The following is a 19820-nucleotide window of genomic DNA, read 5'->3' as shown; positions in this document are numbered from 1 at the left end:
GTCGACTCGCGTACCTGAGTGGACGACGCGCGTACCTGGACGGTCGACTCGCGTACTTGGACGGTCGACTCGCGTACCTGAGTGGACGACGCGCGTACCTGGACGGTCGACTCGCGTACTTGGACGGTCGACTCGCGTACCTGAGTGGACGACGCGCGTGGCTGGGCGGGCAACTCCCGTGATTGGGCGGGCATCTCGCGTGATTGGAGAGTCGACTCGCGTGATTGAAGGGTCGACTCGGGTGGCTGGTGGGGGAATTCGGGGGGCGAGTGGGGCTGGTTAGTGGGCATGGCGGGGTCCTAGGACCGGCTGGCCGGCGCGGCCGTCACGGTAGTCGGGGGACCAGGGGAAGCGGCCCTGGGCGTCCGCGTGGACCAGTTGCAGCGCGCGGATTTCCGGGTCGTACAGCGCCGCCGCGAACACCAGGTGCACCGACGGCTCCGTGAGCTCGACGACCTCGACCAGGGGGCCGTCGGGCAGCGGGATGCGCTCGCCCGCCGTCGGTGGTGAGCCGCGCAGGACTTGGGCGGCCAGGTTGTTCAGCAGGCCGCCGGCCGCGAGGGGCGGGAGGCCGGTCACCACCAGCTCCGGCAGGCCGTACCCGCTCAGGCCGATCGTGTAGGCCCACGGCGGGTACGGCCCGGCTCCCTCCACTCCCTGCACCAGCCAGCCCCGCTCGGCCACGCCGCCGCGAAGCCGCTCCAGGTAACCGGATCTGTCCCGGTTCTCGCACTCGAAGCACATCGGTGTCTCCTCCCCCTCGGTGGGCTCGGGAACCACCGTGCCGGAGGGCACCGACAAAAACTCAGCCCAGCGCTTCGGCCACCGCCGTGCCGAGCCGTTCTGTGGTATCCGTGCCGCCGAGGTCCGGCGTGCGCACCCGGCCCTCGTCGAGCACCCGGTCCACCGCGGCGCGGATCGCTTGCGCCGCAACGATTTCGCCCAGGTGTTCGACCAGCATCGCGGCCGCCAGGATCTGGGCGACAGGGTTGGCGATCCCTTGCCCCGCGATGTCCGGAGCGCTCCCGTGGACCGCCTCGAACATCGACGGGAATTCACCCGATGGGTTGATGTTGCCGGACGGCGCCATGCCGAGCCCGCCGGTGATCGCGGCGGCGAGGTCGCTGAGGATGTCGCCGAAGAGGTTCGACGCCACCACGATGTCGAGCCGGTCCGGCGCCTGCACCATCCGCGCCGCCAGGGCATCCACGTGCATCTGTTCACTGTGGACGTCGGGGAACTCCGCCGCGACCTCGGCGAAGATCTCGTCCCAGAACGGCATCGAGTGGATCAGGCCGTTCGACTTCGTCGCCGAGCAGACGCGGGAAGACCGCGTCCGGGCCAGCTCGAACGCGTACCGGATGATCCGGGTGACGCCGACGCGCGTGAAAACCGACTCCTGCAGCACGAATTCGTCCGGCCGGCCGGCGTTGTGCCGCCCGCCGATCGCCGAGTACTCCCCTTCGGAGTTCTCCCGGACGATGACCAGCTCCAGCTCCTCGGCCTTCCGCCCGGCCAGCACGGACGTCGTGCCCGGCAGCAGCCGCACCGGGCGCAGGTTGACGTACTGCTGGAACGCGCGTCGCAGCGGGATCAGCAGGCCCCACAGGGAAACGTGGTCCGGGACGCCGGGGAAGCCGACCGCGCCGAGCAGGATCCCGTCGAACGCCGAGAGCTGCGAAACCCCGTCGTCCGGCATCATCGACCCGAGCCGCGCGTACCGCTCGCAGCTCCAGTCGAACTCGGTCCACTCCAACGAGAAATCGAAGAGGCCGGCCGCCCGGTCGAGGACCTTGCGGGCCTCGACCGTGACGTCCACGCCGATCCCGTCGCCCGGGATGCTCGCCAGGCGGTACGCGCTCACAGGGCGACCGCGATGTACTTGGTCTCCAGGAACTCCTCGATGCCGACCGAACCACCTTCGCGGCCGAGCCCGGACTGCTTGATCCCGCCGAACGGTGCCGCCGGGTTCGACACGATGCCCTGGTTGAGCCCGATCATGCCGGCTTCCAGGGCCTCCGAGACCCGCAGCGCGCGCTTGAGATCGCTGGTGAAGAGGTAGGAAACGAGCCCGAATTCGGTGTCGTTCGCCTTCGCGATGGCCTCTTCCTCGGTGTCGAACGCGGTGATCGGGGCGACCGGCCCGAAGATCTCTTCGTGCGTCAGCCGCGCTTCCTGCGGGACGTCGGTGAGCACGGTGGCCGGGTAGAAGTGCCCCGGCCCGTCGACCTCCGAGCCGCCGGTGAGGATCCGAGCGCCGCGGTCGGTGGCGTCCTTGACCAGCTCGGTCACCTTCTCGACGGCCTTCTCGTCGATCAGCGGGCCAACCACGACGTCCTTCTCGGTGCCGCGGCCCATCGGCAGCGCCCGCATGCGCTCGGTCAGCCGCCGCGCGAACTCCTCGACGACGCCGCGCTGCACGTAGAACCGGTTCGCCGCGGTGCAGGCCTCGCCGATGTTGCGCATCTTCGCCTGCATGGCGCCGTCGATGGCGGCGTCCATGTCCGCGTCCTCGAAGACCAGGAAGGGGGCGTTGCCGCCCAGCTCCATCGACGTGCGCAGGACCTTGTCGGCGCACTGTTCCAGGAGCTTGCGGCCGACCCCGGTGGAGCCGGTGAAGGAGAGCTTGCGGGCGCGGCCGTCGCGGATCAGCGGCTCCATCACGCCGCCGGAGTCGCTGGTCGTGACGACGTTGAGCACGCCCTCGGGCAGGCCGGCCTCGGCGAGGATGCCGGCCAGCGCGAGCATCGACAGCGGCGTCTGGGCGGCGGGCTTGATCACCGACGTGCAGCCCGCGGCGATCGCCGGGCCGATCTTGCGGGTGCCCATCGCCATCGGGAAGTTCCACGGCGTGATCAGCAGCGTCGGCCCGACCGGCTGCTTCGTGATGAGGAACCGGCCGGCGCCGTTGGGGGCGGTCGCGTAGCCGCCGTCGATGCGGACGGCCTCCTCGGCGAACCAGCGGAAGAACTCCGCGGCGTAGGCGATCTCGCCCTTCGACTCGGCGAGCGGCTTGCCCATCTCCAGGGTCATCAGCAGCGCCAGTTCCTCCTGGCGCTGCATCAGCAGCTCGAAGGCGCGGCGCAGGATTTCGCCGCGCTCGCGGGGGGCCATCTTCGCGAAATCGGCCTGCGCCGCGACGGCGGCGTCCAGCGCCGCGACGCCGTCCGACGGCGAGGCGTCGGCGACGTGACAAAGCTCGTTGCCGGTGGCCGGGTCGACCACCGGGAAGGTCTTGCCGCCCTGGGCGGCGACCCACTTGCCGCCGATGAACAGTTCCTTGCCGACCGCCTCGACGACGCCGGACTCGGTGCTCGCGCTCATCCCGACTTGCTCCTCACGTGTTGTCCCGAGAGCCATGCTATGGATATTGTCAACAATCGACAACCCGCCCAGACCGACCGAGGAGCACGCTGTGGCCCAGCTCTCTCCGCTGCTCAAGCAGGCAACGCCCGTCGTGGTCGACCACGGTGAAGGGGTTTACCTCTACGACGTCGAGGGCAAACGCCACCTCGACTTCACCGCCGGCATCGGCGTCACGAGCACCGGGCACTGCCACCCCCACGTCGTGCGGGCCGCGCAGGAGCAGATCGGCAAGCTCGTCCACGGCCAGTACACGACGGTCATGCACAAGCCGCTCCTCGAATTGACCGAACGCCTCGGCGAGGTCCTGCCGAGCGGGCTCGACTCGCTCTTCTACGCGAACTCGGGCAGTGAAGCCGTCGAAGCGGCGTTGCGGCTTTCGCGGCAGGCGACGAACCGCCCGAACGTCATCGTCTTCCAGGGTGGCTTCCACGGCCGGACGGTCGCCGCCGCGACCATGACGACGTCCGGGACGCGGTTCAGCGCCGGCATCGGCCCGCTGATGGCCGGTGTGCACGTCGCGCCGTTCCCGTACGCCTACCACTACGGCTGGGACGAGCAGACGGCGACGAAGTTCGCCCTGCGCGAGCTGGACTACCTGTTCCAGACCGTCTGCGCGCCGAACGAGACCGCCGCGTTCTTCGTCGAACCCGTGCTGGGCGAGGGCGGGTACGTCCCGGCGAACACCGAGTTCCTGGCCGGGCTGCGCGAGCGCGCCGACCGGCACGGCATCCTGCTCGTCGTCGACGAGATCCAGACCGGCTTCGGCCGCACCGGGAAGTTCTGGGGCCACGACCACTTCGACGTCTCCCCCGACGTCGTCCTCATCGCGAAGGGCCTGGCCAGCGGCTTCCCCCTGTCCGGCATCGCCGCTTCGCAGGAGCTGATGGCGAAGGCGTTCCCGGGTTCGCAGGGCGGGACGTACGGCGGCAACGCGGTTTCGTGCGCCGCGGCGATCGCGACGCTCGAGGTCATCCAGCGGGAGAACCTGGTCGGGAACGCCGCCGAGCGCGGGCGCCAGCTGCTCGAAGGCGCGCGGGTGATCGCGGACAAGACGCCGGCGATCGGCGAGGTGCGCGGGCTCGGGCTGCTGGTCGGCTCGGAGTTCAGCACCGCCGACGGCGAGCCCGACACGGCCACCGCGCAGGCCGCCCAGCAGGCGGCGGCGAAGAGCGGGCTGCTGCTGCTCACCTGCGGGCCGTACATGAACGTCGTCCGGATGGTGCCGCCGCTGGTCGTCACCGCCGAGCAGGTCGACGACGCGCTGCGGATCTGGGGCGAGGTCGTCACCTCGGTCACGGGGAGCTGAGCATGGCCCGGTACCTCACGATCACCCTCGACAAGCGCGGTGTCTCCTGCCGCGCCCGGCTGCTGGACGACGAAGCACCGCGGACCTGCAAAGCGGTCTGGGACGCGCTGCCGCAGAGCGGTTCCGCCTACCACGCGAAGTACGCGCGCAACGAGGTCTACACGCTGGTGCCGCCGTTCGCCGAACCCAAGCCGGGCCGGGAGAACCCGACGATCACGCCGATCCCCGGCGACGTCGTCTACTTCGGTTTCGAGGCGTGGGAAATCGGCAACCCGGCGTACGGCTACGACGACGACAGCGAGGCGCACAGCGACCAGGGCGCGACCGACCTGGCGATCTTCTACGGCCGCAACAACCTGCTGATCAACGGCGACGCGGGCTGGGTGCCCGGCAACGTGTTCGCCACGATCGAGGAGGGCCTGGCCGAGATGGCGGCGGCCGCGCAGGACCTGTGGCTGCGCGGTGTCGAGGGCGAGACGCTCTCGTTCGCGCGCGCCTGAAACAGTGCTTGAAACACGGTCCGGCCGCGGATTCCCCGCGGCCGGACCGCGGTCAGCCCAGCGCGGTCAGCTGCTCGAAATCATCGTCGGCGAGCGCGACGTCCGCGGCGGCGCAGTTTTCCTCCAGGTGCGGGATCGACGACGTCCCCGGGATCGGGATCACCACCGGTGACCGGCGCAGCAGCCAGGCGAGGGACACCTGCGCGGGCGTCGCGCCGAGGCCGGCCGCGACCTTGGCGAGCACCCCGCCCGCCGTGGCGTGGTCACCGCGGGCGATCGGGAGCCACGGGACGAACGCGATGCCCTCGCGCTCGCAATAGCCGAGCACGTCGCCGGACGCGCGATCGGTCAAGTTGTAGCGGTTCTGGACGCTCGCGATCGGCGCGATGGCGCGCGCTTCGGCCAGCTGCGCGACGCTGACCTCGGACAACCCGATCCGGGCGACCTTGCCCTCGTCCCGCAGCCGGGCGAGCGCGCCGATCTGGTCGGCGAGCGGCACCTGCGGGTCGAGCCGGTGCAGCTGCAGCAGGTCGAGGCGGTCGACGCGCAGGCGCCGCAACGAAAGTTCCGCCTGCTGCCGGAGGTATTCGGGCCGGCCGAGCGGCACCCACTCGCCGCGGCTCGGGCGCGCGTGCCCGCACTTCGTCGCGATGAGCAGCCCGGGGTACGGGTGGAGCGCATCGGCGAGCAGCTCTTCGTTCAGGCCCAGGTCGTAGGCGTCGGCGGTGTCGAAGAACGTCACGCCGAGCTCGGCCGCGCGGCGCGCGACGGACCGGGCGCCGTCCTTCACGTGGTCCCACTCGGTCAGCCGCATCGCGCCGAAACCCAAGCGGTGCACGGAAAGGCCGTCTTCGAAGGTGTACGTCGAGGTCATGCCGGAAGCTTCGCCGCCATCCCCGTCACCCGCCAGAGATTTAGCCTGAGCTAAATCCTCGACTTCTACGCTGCGTGACCTGATAGCGCGAACAGAGCAGTTCGATTACGCCGTTCGGGGATATCCGGACAGATCACGCGACCCTAGGGTGATCGGACCTGACCACTGGGGTCGGCACGTCGCGGCGTCGGGACCAAGGAGAAGACGAGCCACATGAACATCGAAACGGCGTTGAAGGAAGCCCTTTCCATCTCCGGCGCGGTGGGAGCCGCCCTGGTCGACTACGAAAGCGGGATGGCGCTCGGGACACTGGGTGGCGGCGACTGGCTGGACCTGGACACCGCGGCCGCGGGCAACACCGAAGTCGTCCGCTCCAAGCTGCGGGTGATCGCCGCCCTCCGGCTCAACGACGAGATCGAGGACATCCTCATCACCCTGGGCCGCCAGTACCACCTGATCCGCCTGCTGAGGCCGGCCAAGGTCGACTCCGCGCTGTTCCTGTACCTCGTCCTGGACCGGGAACGGGCCAACCTCGCGCTGGCGCGGCACTACCTGAAGAACATCGAAGCCGAGCTGGTCGTGTGACGGGGATGCCCGCCGAGGTACCCGGCACCCCGATCCCCCTGCCGACGCGCAGGCAAGGCGCGGCCCACAACTTCCCGCCACCGCAGCAGGTCCAGCCGTCCCACCCCGAGGCCGCGGCCGTGGCCAAGGCACTGCAGGAGATCCGCGACAAGGTCGACCGGGCCAACATCACCGGGCTCCTGCTGGCGAGCCGCGACGGCCTGCTGCTGGCCAGCGACACGCAGGAGATCGAAGACGACAGCGTGGCGGCCATGGCGGCCGCCGCGGTCGGGCTCGCCACGAGGTTCATCGACCAGGCCGGCCTGGGCGAGGCACGGGGAGCGATGTTCCAGGGCTCGCTCGGGCACGTCTGCGTCTTTCCCGTGCAGGGCGCCATCCTGCTGGTCCTCTTCGCCCGGCCGGACACGACCATGGGCCTGTTCAACGTCGTCGCCCGGCAGGCGCTGGCGCTGCTGCAAGACGCCTTGACCACGGCGAACTGACCACCGGATCTCCTCCGCGCAGAAACGTGAAAATCCTTCATGGCGGCGTACCGCCGGTACGTACTACGCTGCGGTAACCACAGCGACTGCGCGGAGGAGAAACTGCCGATGGGCGACGTGGCGGCACGCTTGGCCGAGATCGTCGGGGACAGAAACCTGCTCACGGGCGAGGCGATCTCGGAGGACTACGCGCACGACGAAGCGCTGGCGGCGGAGCCGCAGAAGCCCGCGTACGTCGCGAAGCCGGCAACGACCGAAGAAGTCGCGGAGCTGCTGAAGACCGCTTCGGAACACCACGTCCCCGTGACCGCCCGCGGCTCCGGCAGCGGGCTGTCCGGGGCGGCCCGGCCGGTGGCGGACGGGCTGCTGATCTCCTTCGAGCGCATGAACACCGTCCTCGAAGTCGACACCGGGAACCACGTCGCCGTCGTCCAGCCGGGCGTGACGCTCGCCGAACTCGACGCCAAGACCGCCGAAGCCGGGCTCGGCTACACCGTCTACCCCGGTGAGCTGAGCGCGAGCGTCGGCGGGAACGTCGGGACCAACGCCGGCGGGATGCGCGCGGTCAAGTACGGCGTCACCCGCAACAACGTGCTCGGCCTCCAGGCCGTGCTGCCGACCGGCGAGATCATCCGGACCGGCGGCAAGACGTCGAAGATCTCCACCGGCTACGACCTCACGCAGCTGATCATCGGCTCCGAGGGCACCCTCGCGCTGGCCACCGAAATCACCGTCAAGCTGTACCCGCGGCTGGCCCACGGCGCCACGGTGCTCGCCCCCTTCGGCGACTTCGGCCAGGTGATGGCCGCCGTGCCGGAGATCCTTTCCAGCGGGCTCGCGCCGCACATCCTCGAGTACATCGACAACCTGACGATGGCGGCCATCGTCTACAACGAGAAGCTCGAACTGGGCGTGCCGGACAAGATCCGCGAGAGCAGCGAGGCGTACCTCGTGGTGGCGCTGGAAAACCGCGAGGCCGGCCGGCTGGCGGAGGACGTCGAAACCGTCGGCGAGCTGCTCGGCGAACTGGGCGCCACCGACGTCTACGTCCTCGAAGGCAACGCGGCCCGCAAGCTCATCGAAGCGCGCGAGAAGGCTTTCTGGACCGCGAAAGCGGCCGGCGCCGACGACGTGATCGACGTCGTCGTGCCGCGGACCGCGATGCCGCAGTTCATCTCGAAGGCGCGGGAGCTGGCCATGGCCGCCGGCGGCGGTGCGATCGGCTGCGGGCACGCCGGTGACGGCAACGTCCACCTCGGCATCTTCTGCAAGGACGACGCCAAGCGGAAGCAGCTGCTGACCGGCATCTTCGCGTACGCCATGGAACTCGGCGGCGCGATCTCCGGCGAGCACGGCCTCGGCCGCACCAAAGCGCACTACCACCAGGAACTCGAAGACCCGGCGAAGATCGAGCTGATGCGCCGGATCAAGCAGAGCTTCGACCCCGCCGGGATCCTCAACCCCGGCGTTCTCTTCCCCGAAGGAACGGCATGAGTGAGCTGAACGGCGCCCAATCCCTGATCCGCACGCTGGTCGACGCCGGCGTCGAGGTGTGCTTCGCGAACCCCGGCACGTCGGAGATGCACTTCGTCGCCGCGCTCGACACCGTCCCCGAAATGCGGGGCGTGCTCGCGCTGTTCGAAGGCGTCGTCACCGGTGCGGCCGACGGGTACGCGCGGATCGCGGGCAAGCCCGCCGCGACTCTGCTGCACCTCGGCCCCGGCCTGGGCAACGGCCTGGCGAACCTGCACAACGCGCGCCGGGCGAACACGCCGATCGTCAACGTCGTCGGCGACCACGCGACCTACCACAAGCAGTACGACGCGCCGCTGGAGTCGGACATCGAGGCCGTCGCGGGCTCGCTGGAAGGCTGGGTGCGCCGCTCCGAGCACACCAAGGACGTCGGGGCGGACGCCGCCGCCGCGGTCGCCGCCGCGCAGGACGCGCCCGGCCGCGTCGCGACGCTGATCCTGCCCGCCGACGCGTCCTGGGGCGAGGGCGGCGAGACGTGTGCGCCGATCCCGCCGCGCGTGCCGCAGGCCGTCGACGCCACGACCGTCAAGGACATCGCCGCGGTGTTCGGCACCGGGGAGCCGGTCGCGCTGCTCATCGGCGGCGGCGCGTGCCGCGAGGACGGCCTGCGTGCGGCGAGCCGCATCGGCGCCGCGACCGGCGCCAAGGTGTTCGTCGAGACGTTCCCGGCGCGCCTGGAGCGCGGCGCCGGGCTGCCGTCGATCGAGCGGCTCGGCTACCTCGCCGAGCAGGTCGCCTACCAGCTCGACGGGATCAAGCACGTCATCGTCGCGGGCACGAAGGCACCGGTGTCCTTCTTCGCCTACCCGGGCAAGGCGAGCGATCTGGTCCCCGAAGGCGCCCGGGTGCACACGCTGGCGTCGGTCGGGCAGGACGTCACGCGCGCGCTGGCCGAGGTCGCCGATCTGGTCGCCGCGGACACCGAGCCCGTGCTGGCGGAGGCGGCCCGGCCGGCGCTGCCCAGCGGCCCGCTGACCCCGCAGAACTGGGTCGAGGTGATCGGCGCGCTGCTGCCGGACAACGCGATCATCGCCGACGAGGCCAACACGTCCGGCCTGCTGCTGCCGATGGCGACGGCCGGGGCGCCGCGGCACGACGTCCTCACGCTGACCGGCGGCGCGATCGGCTACGGCATGCCGGTGGCGACCGGGGCGGCCGTCGCGGCGCCGGACCGGCCGGTGCTGAACCTGCAGTCCGACGGCAGTGCGCTGTACACGATTTCGGCGCTGTGGACGCAGGCGCGGGAGAACCTGAACGTCACGACGGTGCTGCTCAACAACCGCGCGTACGCGATCCTGCGACTGGAGCTGCAGCGCGTCGGCGCGGCCTCGGGCGGCCCGAAGGCGAACGACCTGCTCGACCTTTCCCGGCCGGACATGGACTTCGTGAAGATCGCGGAGGGCATGGGCGTGCCCGCATCGCGCGCGACCACCGCCGAAGAACTCGCCGAACAGCTGCAGCGGGCCTTCGCCGAGCCCGGCCCGCATCTCATCGATGCGGCGGTGCCGCCGCTGCTCTGAACCCGACTATCCTCGCCCGATGACCGACGAGCACGCGAAGCGCGGAATCGACTTCGACAAGCCCAACGCGGCTCGCGTGTACGACTACCTGATCGGCGGCAAGCTGAACTACGCCATCGACCGGGAGTTCGCGGAGCGGATCCTCGAGGTGCGGCCGGAGTCCAGGGACCTGGCCCTGCTGAACCGGCGGTGGCTGCGCCGCGCCGTCCGGTTCGGTGTCGAGCAGGGCATCCGCCAGTTCCTCGACATCGGCTCGGGCATGCCGACCGTGGGGCACGTGCACGAAGTCGTCCAGGCGATCGACCCGGAAGCCCGCGTGGTCTACGTGGACAACGAGCCGGTCGCGGTCGCGCACAGCGAGATCGTGCTGAAGGACAACGACAACGCGGAAATGGTGCAGGCCGACGCCGAAGTCCCGGACTCCGTCCTCGAGCACCCGACGACCGAGCGGCTGCTGGACTTCGGCAAGCCGGTGATGGTGATCATGGCGGCGTTCATCCACTTCATCCCGGACTCGCGCGACCCGGCCGGGTTGATCGCCGCCTACCTCGGCCCGCTGGTCCCGGGCAGTTGCCTGGCGCTGTCGTCGGGCACGTTCGAGGGCCAGGGCGAGGAGGTCCGGCGCGCGGCGGAGCTGTACCGCAAGAGCGGCACCGACGTCGTCGCGCGATCACGTGACGAGCTGCGCGCGCTGGTGGACGGCTACGAGCTCGTGCCGCCGGGGATCGTCTTCACCCCCGAGTGGCGGCCGGACGACCCCGGCCAGGCCGGCGACCACCCTGAGCGGGCGAGCCAGCTCGCGCTGGTGGTCCGCAAGGACCAGCGCGCCGGCTGACGGCTATTCTCGCGTCACACCTGACTCCGGGGAGCGGCGGATGAGCGAAGACGAGTACGCGCGGCGGGGCATCGACCTCGACAAGCCCAACGCCGCGCGCGTGTACGACTACATCCTCGGCGGGCAGCTCAACTACGCCGTCGACCGGATGTTCGCCGAGCAGGTGCTGGCCGCGCAGCCGAACGCGCGTGAGCGGGCGCGGCTCAACCGGCAGTGGCTGCGCCGGGCCATCCGGTTCGGGCTGGACCAGGGCATCCGGCAGTTCCTCGACATCGGCTCCGGCATGCCGACCGTGGGACACGTGCACGAGGTGGCCCAGTCCGTCGACCCGAAGGCGCGGGTCGTCTACGTCGACAACGAGCCGGTCGCCGTGGCGCACAGCGAGATCGTGCTGGAGGACAACGAGAACGCGGCCATGGTGCACGCCGACGCCGAGTTCCCCGACGACGTCCTCGAACACGACATCACCGAGATGATGCTGGACCTGGACCAGCCGGTGATGGTGGTGATGGCGCTGTTCGTGCACTTCATCCCGGACGAGCGCGACCCGGCCCGGCTGATCGCCGCCTACCGCGACGCGCTCGCGCCCGGCAGCTACCTCGCCTTGTCCTCGGCCACCTACGAGCAGCAGAGCGACGACACGGCCCGCGCCGTCGCGATGTACCAGAAGAGCGCGAATCCGGTGACGCCGCGCTCGGCCGACGAGCTCCGGGCCCTGGTCGACGGCTTCGAGATCGTCGACCCGGGCATCGTGTTCATCCCCGAGTGGCGCCCGGAGGACCCCGCGGAAATGCCGCCCGACCCCACGGAGTGCGGCGGCCTGGCTCTGGTGGCGCGCAAGAACTAGACGGCGACCAGCTCCTTCACCACGTGTGGTGGGTGATCTGCACCGGGCCGACGACGACGTCGACTTGGAGTAGCCCGATGGCCAGGGCGACGAGCAGCACACCTACGGCCATCAGCACGACGAGGCGTGCGGTCGCGCCCCAATCCGACACGGCCAGTCTCATGATCGAGCGGCGTGCCGGGTGGTGATGATTCTGCACCTCGTCATGTCCGGGTTCGGTCTCCACCTCGGCTCTTCCTTTCAGCTGCCGTACAAGCTACGGCCAGTATGCACGCGGCGCGAAAAACTTCGCTTTTTCGATGTGTACACATCGGCACCCGCCGCAGAGTTCCCGGCGTGCTAGCTTCACCGCATGCCCTGGTTCGAAAACGTGATCAGTGAATCCGAGGTTGGCATCCGAGAAGCTCGCCAACAGTTCACAACACTATTGAACGCCACTCAAACAGGTGATCAGATTGTCCACATATCGCGCCACGGAAGGCGAATAAGTGCCCTGGTCAGCCCGGACATCGCAGAGAGCATTTTGGCAGTTCGCGGCAACAATGGGCCACCATTTCCAGGCGCATTGAATATCACTATCAAATTAATCGAGGAAATGCTTATCAACGATGACTCAATCCGCATAATCCCGAACGAGCTTCCTCCCAACCGACCCGGCATAGCCGGCGCCTGCATACTAATGATCGACATTATCCTGCCAGGATCAGGGCTTGGCCGCGGGGAAATTCCCTGCGAAATGAAAGACGGCAGCACAGAGACCAAGTTGGTCGCCGAATATCTCGTTCACAGGCTGCACAGGCAAATCAGCGAGGCAGCACACGCAGAACTTCCATTCGTCGTCGGAAGCCTGTGGGCCGCACAAGTACATGGCTTTGCCACCGAGCATCGCATTCAAATACCGAGGGCGATCAACGGACGCGAGGCGCTCCTCTGGGTGATTGCACTTTACGAGCTCTGCTACTTGATCAACACCATTCACGGCAGCGGAACAGCCGAAGGAATCATGTATGAAATCGAGGAGAAATTCCGCGCTGATCATCAGACGATGTAGACGTTTGGGCCCTCAACCCACGACGACCAGCTCCGGCGCGGTCCGCCGCTTCGGGACCAGCGCCGCCAGCAGCGCACCCGCGAGCGCGGCGCCCGCCGCCACCGCGAACGTCGCGCGGAAGCCGGCCAGCGACGGCACCGGCAGCCCGCCCACGCTGATCGTCAGCTGGGCCAGCATCGCCGCCATCACGGCGCTGGAGATCGCCGTGCCGACCGAGCGCATCAGGGAGTTCAGGCCGTTCGCCGACGCCGTTTCGGTGACCGGCACCGAACCCATGATCAGCGCGGGCATCGCCGCGTACGCGATGCCGACGCCGGCCCCGATGATCACCGACGCCGTGATCAGCTCGAGCGCGTTGTCCATCAGCACGATCGCGAACGCGTACCCGGCGGCGATCACCAGCGCGCCGCTCATCAGCGTCGGGCGGGGGCCGAACCGGGCGATGAGCCGCGCCGAGACCGGCGAAAGCAGCATCATCACCAGGCCGTTCGGGGCCAGGGTGAGACCGGACTCGACCATCGTCTGGCCCAGTCCGTAGCCGGTCGACGCCGGCGCCTGCAGCAGCTGCGGGAACGACAACGCCATGGCGTACAGCGCGAAGCCGACCATGATCGACGCGAAGTTCGTGAACAGCACCGGGCGGCGGGCGGACACCCGCAGGTCGACCAGCGGATCGCGGCGGCGCAGCTGGTAGGCGCCCCACCCGAGCAGGATGACGACGGCGGCCGCGGCCAGCCCGAGCGTCGGCGCGCTGGCCCAGCCCCAAGTGCCGCCCTTGACCACCGGCAGCAGCAGGCAGAGCAGCCCGGCGGCGAGGCCGAACGCGCCGAAGTAGTCGAACGGCGCGGGCGTGCGCACCGACGACTCGGGCACCACGGTGAGGATCAGCAGCGCGCACGCCAGCCCGAGCCCGGCGGCGGTCCAGAAGAGCGCGTGCCAGTCGGCGTTCTCGGCGACCACGGCCGCGACCGGCAGGCCGATGGCCCCGCCGACCCCGAGCGTCGCGCTCATCAGCGAGATGGCGCCGCCGACGCGTTCGGGCGGCAGCTCGTCACGCATGATGCTGATGCCGAGCGGGATCACGCCCATCGCGCAACCCTGCAGCCCGCGGCCGAGGATCTGGAACGCGAGCGCGCTCGTCGTCGCGGACACGACCGAGCCGGCGATCAGCAGCCCGAGGCTCACGAGGATCATCCGCCGCTTGCCGTACAGGTCGCCGAGCCGCCCGCTGACCGGGGTGATCACGGACGCGGCCAGCAGCGTCACGGTGACCACCCAGGACGCGTCGGCCGCCGGGACGTGCAGCAGCCGCGGGAAGACCGGGATCAGCGGCACGACCAGCGTCTGCATGAACGACGCGACGAGCCCGCACGAGGCGAGCACCACGACGATCGCGCGACCGGACGGCGCGGAACGGGACACCACCACACCCCCAGTGTGTACTTAGTACGCATCATGCAACTTCATGCACTGTACCTACGCACTGAGGGATTTCTGCCCGGATGGCGGTTCTCGTCACAACCAGGTTCGGACGCCTCCGTGGCCCGAGCAGGTGCCCGAGCGGTGCTGGCTGTAGCTGTAGGTGCCGTCCTTGCACAGGGCCGTCGCGCCGGCGGGGTTGTCGCTGGGCCGGTGGACGCAGTTGCCGTCCGAGTTGCGGTAGTAGTCGGCGCCGCATTCGGCAGGCGCGGGCGCGGCCTGCGCGGTGGTCCTCGGCGCCACCGGCTTCGGCGCCGTCGTCTTCGGGGCGGTCACCTTGGGCGCGGTCGCCTTGGGCGCGACGGCCTGCGGTGTCGTCGGCACGCTGGTGACGGTGGGTGCCTCGGACGTCGTGGGTGGGGCCTCGGTCGTGACCGGAACGGAATACGCGGGCGTCGAAGAGGTCGACGCCGGAGCGTCCACCACGCCCAGGTGCCCGGTGTTCTGCTGCGGCACCGCGCCGGCGCCACAGCCCGCGACCAGCAGACCCGCGGCGAAAACCCACGCCAGCTTCTTGTTCACCGAGACTCCTTAGCGCCACGAAACAATGCCGCGTAGTCGGGGCGCGGAGACCCTTTGTTACAACGGCCGCCGCCTAGACTCGGCGGATGTCCTGGCTACGGCGGTACGCAGCCGAGCTCGCGGTCGTCGTCGCGGTGCTCGTCGGCTCGCTCTTCGCCGTCCTCAACGACGGCGCCAAGCCCGCCCACCACGCCGCGCTCGGGTGGGTGCTCACCATCCTCTGCTGCGCCGCCCTCTTCTTCCGGCGCCGGTACCCGCTGAGCGTCGCCGGGTTCGCGCTCGGCTGCTGCGCGCTCTACTACCCCCTCACCGATCCCGACGGCCTCGTCCTGCTCGCCTTCGCCTACGCGCTCTACAACGCCGCCGCGGCCGGCCGCATCCGCGGGGCCGCGTCGCTCGTCGTCGCCGCGATGGCGGGTGTCACGGCCGGCGAAATCAGTTCGCGGACCGGGCGGCACGTCGACAACTTCGCGTTCTTCCTGATGACCGGCTGGTTCGTCGCCCTGGTCGCCGGGGGTGCCGTCGCGCACTACCGCGCCGAGGCCGAGCGCACCAAGGAGGCCGAGGCCCGGGCGCGCGCGACCGACGAACGCCTGCGCATCGCCCGCGAACTGCACGACGTCCTCGGCCACCACCTCGCGCTGATCAACGTCCAGGCCGGTGCCGCGCTGCACCGCCGTGACCCCGGGCAGGCCGAGGAAGCGCTCGGGGCGATCAAGGACGCCAGCAAGACCGCACTCCAGGAGTTGCGCGCGACGCTCGGCATGCTCCGCCGGACCGGCGGCCCGAGCCTTCAGCGGGTGGCGGAGCTGGCCGAATCCGTCGGCGCGTCCGGGCTGACCGTGCGCACCGAGATCGACGGCGTCGCCCGGGAGCTGCCACCGGACGTCGAGCACGCGGCGTTCCGGGTGGTGCAGGAGGCACTGACGAACGTCGCCAAGCACGCCGGCGCGAAGACCGTCATCGTCCGGCTCGGCTATGGCCCTGACGAGCTGACCGTGGCGGTCGACGACGACGGACGCGGCGGCACGGCCCCGGCGGGCAACGGCATCCGCGGGATGACCGAACGCGCGCGGGCGCTCGGCGGCGAACTGACCGCGGCGCCACGCGAAGACGGCGGCTACCGGGTGCGGGCCCGGCTGCCGGTGCGATGATGGGCCGATGATCCGGGTCCTGCTCGTCGACGACCAGCGGCTCGTCCGCGCCGGCTTCCGGTCCATTTTGGACGGGGAGGACGGCATCACGGTCGTGGCCGAGGCGGCGGACGGCCGCGAGGCACTGCAGGCCGCCCACGAACACCACCCCGACGTCGTGCTGATGGACATCCGGATGCCGGTGCTCGACGGCCTCGCCGCGACCCGCCACCTCCTCGAAGACCCGGGCGTGCACACCAAGGTCGTCATCCTCACGACGTTCGACCTCGACGAGGACGTCTACGGCGCGCTGCGGGCGGGCGCGAGCGGGTTCCTGGTCAAGGACACCGAACCCGAGGAGCTGATCCACGCGGTGCGCGTGGTCGCCCGCGGCGACGCGCTGCTGGCGCCGTCGATCACCCGGCGGCTGATCGCGGAATTCGCCGCGCGCGGTACCCGCCCAGCGCCGTCGCCCGCGCTCGACCGGCTCACCGACCGCGAGCGCGAAGTGCTGTCCCTGGTCGCGGCCGGGCTGTCGAACGACGACATCGCGCGCGAGCTCACCCTCAGCCCGGCGACGGCGAAGACGCACGTCAGCCGCATCATGACCAAGACCGGCACGCACGACCGCGCGCAGCTGGTCGTCCTCGCCTACGAGTCCGGCGCGGTGACGCCGCGGTGGCTGGCACCCTGACCCGTACTCCCCCGGGAGTACGGGAACGGCCTTAAGGGACACCGCCGGGAGGACGTGAAGTGTCCACCGCTGCGCGACGCGCGGTAGGGCCCCGCTCGCGAATCCTTGTCCACCATGGACACCATCACTCGTACCCCCGGCGGCGCCCTGGCGCGGCTGGCCGGCTGGGCGCAACGCCACCGGTGGCTCGCCGTCGCGCTCTGGGCGCTGATCCTCATCGGCGTCACGTTCACCTCGCAGCTGGCCGGCAGCGCGTTCCACGACGACAACTCGTTGCCCGGCACCGAATCCCAGCAGGTCGTGGACCTGCTCGACCACACCGCCCAATCGGGCGCGAGCGCGCAGATCGTGCTGAAGGCCGACGGCGGGCTCGCCGCGAACCGCGCGCCGATCGCCACCATGCTCGGCGAAGTCCGGTCCCTGCCGCACGTGCGATCGGTGACCGAGCCGCTCGAGACGCTCTCGGCCGACGGGCGGATCGGCTACGCCACCGTCACCTTCGACGCGGCCTCGACCGACCTCCCCTACGACGACATCGTGAAGTTCGCCGACACGGCCAAGCGGGCCGGGCCGGTCGAAGTCGCGCTCGCCGGGGACCCGATCGAGCGGATCTCCGAGAGCGGCGGCCCCGCGGAGGGCGTCGGCCTGCTCGCCGCGCTGGTCATCCTCGTGTTCCTGTTCCGCTCCCTGCTCGCGGCCGGGTTGCCGGTGCTCACCGCGGTGTTCGCCGTCGGCAGCACACTGGGCGTGATCACGGTCGTTTCGCACTTCGTCGACATCGCGAGCTACACCTCGCCGCTGATGATGCTGGTCGGGTTCGGTGTCGGCGTCGACTACGCGCTGCTGATCTTTTCCCGCTACCGCAACGAAATCCTCGCCGGCCACGACCGTGACGCGGCCGCGCGGCGGGCGCTCGACACCGCCGGCCGCTCGGTGCTGTTCGCCGGGACGACCGTGATCATCGCTCTGCTCGGCCTCCTCGCGCTGGGACTCGGCGGCCTGCGCGGGGTCGCGCTGGCCGTCGCGCTCACCGTCCTGATGACGATGCTCGCGTCCGTCACGCTCCTGCCCGCGCTGCTGTCGCTGTTCGGCAAGCGGCTCGAACGCGGCATCCGCCGGCACGCTGCCCGGAAGGAACACGGCAAGGCCTGGCGGCGGCTCGCCGACGGCGTCCAGCGCCGTCCGCTGGCGCCGCTCGCCATCGGCTTGACCGTCCTCATCGGACTGTCCATTCCGGCCGCGGGGATGCGCCTCGGGTTCGCCGACGCGAGCACCGACCCGGCCGGATCCACCACGCGGCAGGCCTACGACCTGCTGGCCGAGGGCTTCGGCCCGGGCTTCACCGGCCCGCTCGCGATCGTCACCGAAGACGGCGACACCGTCGCGCTGCAGCGGAAACTCGCGGACACCCCGGGCATCGCCCGGGTCCTGCCGCCGACGGGCAAGACCGTCCTGGTCTTCCCGACGACGTCACCGCAGGACGAAGCGACCGCCGCACTGGTGACGCGCCTGCGCGCCGACGTCCTGCCGACGCTGCCGGGTCACTACCTCGTCGGCGGTTCGGTCGCGGCCGCGACCGACTTCGCCGGTGCCGTCGCCGATCGGCTGCCGCTGTTCGTGCTGGTCGTCGTCGGGCTCTCGGCGTTGCTGCTCATGGTGGTGTTCCGGTCGATCCTGATCCCGCTCAAGGCGGCGCTGCTGAACCTGCTGAGCATCGGCGCCTCCCTCGGCGTGATGACCCTGGTGTTCGGCGACGGCTGGTTCGGCGCGCAGCCGGGCCCGATCGAGGCGTTCGTGCCGGTGATGATCTTCGCGATCGTCTTCGGCCTGTCGATGGACTACGAGGTGTTCCTGGTGTCCCGGATGCACGAGGAGTGGCGGCGAACCGGCGACGCGCGGCTGGCGGTCCGCGAAGGCCTCGCCTCGACAGGCGCCGTGATCACCGCGGCCGGCGCCATCATGGTCCTGGTGTTCGGCGCGTTCCTGCTGGACCCGTCCCGGATGCTGGCCCAGTTCGGCCTCGGCCTGGCGGTCGCGGTGCTGCTGGACGCGCTGGTGATCCGCTGCCTGCTCGTCCCGGCGATCATGCGGCTGCTCGGGGCCACGGCCTGGTGGCTGCCGCGGTGGCTGGACCGGCGACTCCCGCACTTCGCGCTGGAGCCGTGACACTTCCAGGTCGAGCCGATCACTCGGCTGATTGAATGGGCCACTCTCGACGGAGTATCTGCCGGGTGCGCTCGATCTCCTCAGCCATTTCCGCGACAAGGAGGCATTGTTGAAACACCAGTCGATACGCCTCCGACAGAGCGACTTCCGGCGCCGCTGAACTCGAAATTATTCTGCTCGCATCCGGAACTTCGATCCTGTCAAGTTCTTCGGCCAGGTCGGCGAGGATCTGCAGCGGCTTACGCAGAGCTTCATCCCCCCGGCCGGCGAGCCGCAAGGCCTTGATTCGAAAAGGGCGGATACCCAGTTCGGCGATGTCGAATTTATTGAAGGGATCCGCTTCGCGCAATCGGTACACGATTTTCTCGCCCTTATCGAGCAGCCGCCCGGTTTCGACATACTCCGCTCGCCACGTCTCTTTGCGATCCATCTCCGCAGCGCGCTCCCGAACTGCGGCTTCCTGACCGGACCGCTCCTTACGACGAACTCGCAATCGAATAAAAATTCGACGACAGATGATTGCTACGATCACGACCAGGGCGCCAAAACCAACACCTGTGACCAATATCGGCCAGTTTGCGTCGAGGTCGGAAACCTGCAACGGATTCGCCACGGAGGACACCAACTGAAACGGCAACTGGAGCTGTTTCATTTGGTGGTCCTTCCTCATGCACGAGAGCATTGGTCCTGAGTCCGACGCCAGTGTCATCGACGCTCGACTGACTGTCCTCTCGAGGAACCCCCGCCTGGGTGCCTCGACGTCGTCTCACTCACCGCCGGGATCATAGTGCCGCCGCCGTGTTGACCAATGCCCGGCATCGTAGCTTCCCACCCGTCGGCGCAGGATATACGGACCGGGTAGCGCACGCATGAGGTCACTCTCAAGGGCGATATCCGACGCAGTGGCGGCAGCGAACACCGGATCGG

21 protein-coding genes are annotated in these 19820 nt (G+C 69.8%); 12 read left to right on the top strand and 9 right to left on the bottom strand.

The genetic code is table 11. From position 1 onward, the window contains the following. The 4 genes from AB0M30_RS12435 to AB0M30_RS12420 form a co-directional block, all read right to left on the bottom strand. The coding region (locus tag AB0M30_RS12435; protein WP_364583219.1) for a hypothetical protein at positions 1-194 on the bottom strand (194 nt) is incomplete at its 3' end. A gap of 85 nt (positions 195-279) precedes the next feature. After that, positions 280-744 (bottom strand): DUF4262 domain-containing protein, encoded by a 465-nt coding sequence (locus AB0M30_RS12430; protein WP_364583217.1) that lies wholly within the window; start codon positions 742-744, stop codon positions 280-282. Between the two features lie 61 nt (positions 745-805). Then, positions 806-1864: a tartrate dehydrogenase gene (locus AB0M30_RS12425; RefSeq protein WP_364583214.1), complete on the bottom strand. Its 1059-nt coding sequence runs from the start codon at positions 1862-1864 to the stop codon at positions 806-808. After that, positions 1861-3324, bottom strand: coding sequence for an NAD-dependent succinate-semialdehyde dehydrogenase (locus AB0M30_RS12420; RefSeq protein WP_364583211.1), 1464 nt, complete (start codon positions 3322-3324; stop codon positions 1861-1863). The genes AB0M30_RS12425 and AB0M30_RS12420 overlap by 4 nt, the downstream gene beginning before the upstream one ends. 91 nt (positions 3325-3415) lie before the next feature. On the opposite strand from AB0M30_RS12420, the gene AB0M30_RS12415 reads away from it, so the two are divergent. Both AB0M30_RS12415 and AB0M30_RS12410 read left to right on the top strand, forming a co-directional pair. Next, a complete protein-coding gene (locus tag AB0M30_RS12415; protein WP_364583208.1) occupies positions 3416-4672 on the top strand; it encodes an aminotransferase class III-fold pyridoxal phosphate-dependent enzyme in 1257 nt (418 codons plus the stop codon). A 2-nt stretch (positions 4673-4674) separates the two neighbouring features. Continuing rightward, on the top strand, positions 4675-5172 hold the full coding sequence (locus AB0M30_RS12410; protein ID WP_364583205.1) for a DUF3830 family protein: 498 nt from the start codon (positions 4675-4677) through the stop codon (positions 5170-5172). 52 nt (positions 5173-5224) lie between these two features. Here AB0M30_RS12410 and AB0M30_RS12405 read toward each other — a convergent pair whose 3' ends face one another. Continuing rightward, on the bottom strand, positions 5225-6046 hold the full coding sequence (locus AB0M30_RS12405; protein ID WP_364583203.1) for an aldo/keto reductase: 822 nt from the start codon (positions 6044-6046) through the stop codon (positions 5225-5227). Positions 6047-6259: 213 nt separating this feature from the next. On the opposite strand from AB0M30_RS12405, the gene AB0M30_RS12400 reads away from it, so the two are divergent. From AB0M30_RS12400 to AB0M30_RS12375, 6 genes are all read left to right on the top strand, one after another. After that, positions 6260-6631 carry a hypothetical protein gene (locus tag AB0M30_RS12400; RefSeq protein WP_103334771.1) on the top strand — a complete coding sequence of 124 codons (372 nt, stop codon included), beginning with the start codon at positions 6260-6262 and terminating at the stop codon, positions 6629-6631. Positions 6632-6636: 5 nt separating this feature from the next. Then, on the top strand, positions 6637-7113 hold the full coding sequence (locus tag AB0M30_RS12395) for a roadblock/LC7 domain-containing protein (protein WP_364583289.1): 477 nt from the start codon (positions 6637-6639) through the stop codon (positions 7111-7113). Positions 7114-7221: 108 nt separating this feature from the next. Beyond that, positions 7222-8607, top strand: a complete 1386-nt coding sequence (locus AB0M30_RS12390; protein ID WP_364583200.1) for an FAD-binding oxidoreductase — start codon at positions 7222-7224, stop codon at positions 8605-8607. Beyond that, positions 8604-10166 (top strand): acetolactate synthase large subunit, encoded by a 1563-nt coding sequence (locus AB0M30_RS12385; RefSeq protein WP_364583197.1) that lies wholly within the window; start codon positions 8604-8606, stop codon positions 10164-10166. Before AB0M30_RS12390 ends, AB0M30_RS12385 begins: the two co-directional genes overlap by 4 nt. Before the next feature lie 19 nt (positions 10167-10185). Beyond that, a complete protein-coding gene (locus AB0M30_RS12380) occupies positions 10186-11001 on the top strand; it encodes an SAM-dependent methyltransferase (RefSeq protein ID WP_364583195.1) in 816 nt (271 codons plus the stop codon). 40 nt (positions 11002-11041) lie between these two features. Next, positions 11042-11848 (top strand): SAM-dependent methyltransferase, encoded by an 807-nt coding sequence (locus AB0M30_RS12375; protein ID WP_364583192.1) that lies wholly within the window; start codon positions 11042-11044, stop codon positions 11846-11848. A gap of 16 nt (positions 11849-11864) precedes the next feature. Here AB0M30_RS12375 and AB0M30_RS12370 read toward each other — a convergent pair whose 3' ends face one another. After that, entirely contained in the window at positions 11865-12074 is a 210-nt protein-coding gene (locus AB0M30_RS12370; RefSeq protein WP_364583190.1) for a hypothetical protein, read from the bottom strand. 126 nt (positions 12075-12200) lie between these two features. Here AB0M30_RS12370 and AB0M30_RS12365 point away from each other — a divergent pair, with 126 nt between their 5' ends. Next, a complete protein-coding gene (locus tag AB0M30_RS12365; RefSeq protein WP_364583187.1) occupies positions 12201-12899 on the top strand; it encodes a type II toxin-antitoxin system prevent-host-death family antitoxin in 699 nt (232 codons plus the stop codon). 12 nt (positions 12900-12911) lie between these two features. Here the strand turns inward: AB0M30_RS12365 and AB0M30_RS12360 are convergent, their stop codons facing one another. Beyond that, complete coding sequence (locus AB0M30_RS12360; RefSeq protein ID WP_364583184.1) at positions 12912-14327, bottom strand: MFS transporter; 1416 nt, start codon at positions 14325-14327, stop codon at positions 12912-12914. Positions 14328-14414: 87 nt separating this feature from the next. Continuing rightward, positions 14415-14900, bottom strand: a complete 486-nt coding sequence (locus AB0M30_RS12355; RefSeq protein ID WP_364583181.1) for a DUF3761 domain-containing protein — start codon at positions 14898-14900, stop codon at positions 14415-14417. Between the two features lie 86 nt (positions 14901-14986). Between AB0M30_RS12355 and AB0M30_RS12350 the strand changes: the two genes are divergently transcribed. The 3 genes from AB0M30_RS12350 (at position 14987) to AB0M30_RS12340 (ending at position 18893) form a co-directional block, all read left to right on the top strand. Then, complete coding sequence (locus AB0M30_RS12350; RefSeq protein ID WP_364583178.1) at positions 14987-16054, top strand: sensor histidine kinase; 1068 nt, start codon at positions 14987-14989, stop codon at positions 16052-16054. Positions 16055-16061: 7 nt separating this feature from the next. Beyond that, entirely contained in the window at positions 16062-16727 is a 666-nt protein-coding gene (locus AB0M30_RS12345) for a response regulator transcription factor (protein ID WP_364583176.1), read from the top strand. Positions 16728-16841: 114 nt separating this feature from the next. Next, positions 16842-18893: an MMPL family transporter gene (locus AB0M30_RS12340; protein ID WP_364583173.1), complete on the top strand. Its 2052-nt coding sequence runs from the start codon at positions 16842-16844 to the stop codon at positions 18891-18893. 19 nt (positions 18894-18912) lie between these two features. On the opposite strand, the gene AB0M30_RS12335 is transcribed toward AB0M30_RS12340, so the two are convergent. Continuing rightward, a complete protein-coding gene (locus AB0M30_RS12335; RefSeq protein ID WP_364583170.1) occupies positions 18913-19545 on the bottom strand; it encodes a hypothetical protein in 633 nt (210 codons plus the stop codon). Positions 19546-19820: the final 275 nt, after the last annotated feature.

The sequence above is a fragment of the Amycolatopsis sp. NPDC051716 genome (genome assembly GCF_040681595.1).
Lineage (GTDB): Bacteria > Actinomycetota > Actinomycetes > Mycobacteriales > Pseudonocardiaceae > Amycolatopsis.
This window is presented reverse-complemented; position numbering and strand designations above follow the sequence as displayed.

Coding starts and splice junctions, on each gene's coding strand:
- AB0M30_RS12430 (WP_364583217.1), bottom strand. CDS start 744: ATGTGCTTCGAGTGCGAGAACCGGGACAGATCCGGTTACCTGGAGCGG.
- AB0M30_RS12420 (WP_364583211.1), bottom strand. CDS start 3,324: ATGAGCGCGAGCACCGAGTCCGGCGTCGTCGAGGCGGTCGGCAAGGAA.
- AB0M30_RS12410 (WP_364583205.1), top strand. CDS start 4,675: ATGGCCCGGTACCTCACGATCACCCTCGACAAGCGCGGTGTCTCCTGC.
- AB0M30_RS12405 (WP_364583203.1), bottom strand. CDS start 6,046: ATGACCTCGACGTACACCTTCGAAGACGGCCTTTCCGTGCACCGCTTG.
- AB0M30_RS12400 (WP_103334771.1), top strand. CDS start 6,260: ATGAACATCGAAACGGCGTTGAAGGAAGCCCTTTCCATCTCCGGCGCG.
- AB0M30_RS12395 (WP_364583289.1), top strand. CDS start 6,637: ATGCCCGCCGAGGTACCCGGCACCCCGATCCCCCTGCCGACGCGCAGG.
- AB0M30_RS12390 (WP_364583200.1), top strand. CDS start 7,222: ATGGGCGACGTGGCGGCACGCTTGGCCGAGATCGTCGGGGACAGAAAC.
- AB0M30_RS12385 (WP_364583197.1), top strand. CDS start 8,604: ATGAGTGAGCTGAACGGCGCCCAATCCCTGATCCGCACGCTGGTCGAC.
- AB0M30_RS12380 (WP_364583195.1), top strand. CDS start 10,186: ATGACCGACGAGCACGCGAAGCGCGGAATCGACTTCGACAAGCCCAAC.
- AB0M30_RS12375 (WP_364583192.1), top strand. CDS start 11,042: ATGAGCGAAGACGAGTACGCGCGGCGGGGCATCGACCTCGACAAGCCC.
- AB0M30_RS12365 (WP_364583187.1), top strand. CDS start 12,201: ATGCCCTGGTTCGAAAACGTGATCAGTGAATCCGAGGTTGGCATCCGA.
- AB0M30_RS12350 (WP_364583178.1), top strand. CDS start 14,987: ATGTCCTGGCTACGGCGGTACGCAGCCGAGCTCGCGGTCGTCGTCGCG.
- AB0M30_RS12345 (WP_364583176.1), top strand. CDS start 16,062: ATGATCCGGGTCCTGCTCGTCGACGACCAGCGGCTCGTCCGCGCCGGC.
- AB0M30_RS12340 (WP_364583173.1), top strand. CDS start 16,842: ATGGACACCATCACTCGTACCCCCGGCGGCGCCCTGGCGCGGCTGGCC.
- AB0M30_RS12335 (WP_364583170.1), bottom strand. CDS start 19,545: ATGAAACAGCTCCAGTTGCCGTTTCAGTTGGTGTCCTCCGTGGCGAAT.